1 tRNA gene and 1 rRNA gene are annotated in these 847 nt (G+C 45.9%); both read right to left on the bottom strand.

The features are described 5' to 3' along the window. Window positions 1-125: 125 nt before the first annotated feature. Window positions 126-199: transfer RNA gene (locus tag JO950_RS21925), tRNA-Ile, on the bottom strand. 126 nt (window positions 200-325) lie between these two features. Beyond that, window positions 326-847 (bottom strand): 16S ribosomal RNA (locus JO950_RS21920); the annotation flags it as partial.

Below are 847 nucleotides of genomic sequence, written 5' to 3'. Positions count from 1 at the left end.
GTTCTCAGTTAACAGTACTTAAAACGGTCACTCAACCTCTAAAATTTCCTTTTAAATTAAGCTTACAGTCTTTTTAATTATTAATTACCAATTGTTAATTATCAATTGTCAATTGTTTTAAAAAGTAGTCCCGGGCAGACTCGAACTGCCGACCCCTACATTATCAGTGTAGTACTCTAACCAGCTGAGCTACGAGACTCTGTTTTTACTTAATTCTTTTCATTTTTTTAAATTAACAGCAAGAGTAATACAATCTCCAATTCAGAGACCCATAAATAATCATCTTTTTTCCTTAACGTGCACTAGGCTAACATTAAGGCTCTAGAAAGGAGGTGTTCCAGCCGCACCTTCCGGTACGGCTACCTTGTTACGACTTAGCCCTAGTTACCAGTTTTACCCTAGGCAGCTCCTTGCGGTCACCGACTTCAGGCACCCCCAGCTTCCATGGCTTGACGGGCGGTGTGTACAAGGCCCGGGAACGTATTCACCGGATCATGGCTGATATCCGATTACTAGCGATTCCAGCTTCACGGAGTCGAGTTGCAGACTCCGATCCGAACTGTGACCGGTTTTATAGATTCGCTCCTGGTCACCCAGTGGCTGCTCTCTGTACCGGCCATTGTAGCACGTGTGTAGCCCAAGGCGTAAGGGCCGTGATGATTTGACGTCATCCCCACCTTCCTCACAGTTTGCACTGGCAGTCTTGTTAGAGTTCCCGACTTGACTCGCTGGCAACTAACAACAGGGGTTGCGCTCGTTATAGGACTTAACCTGACACCTCACGGCACGAGCTGACGACAACCATGCAGCACCTTGTAATTTGTCTTGCGAAAGATCTGTTTCCAAA

It is taken from the genome of Flavobacterium sp. UGB4466 (genome assembly GCF_903469665.1).
In the GTDB taxonomy this organism is placed as follows: domain Bacteria; phylum Bacteroidota; class Bacteroidia; order Flavobacteriales; family Flavobacteriaceae; genus Flavobacterium; species Flavobacterium lipolyticum.
The sequence above is the reverse complement of the archived record's forward strand: the minus strand, read 5'-3'. Positions and strand labels throughout refer to the sequence as shown.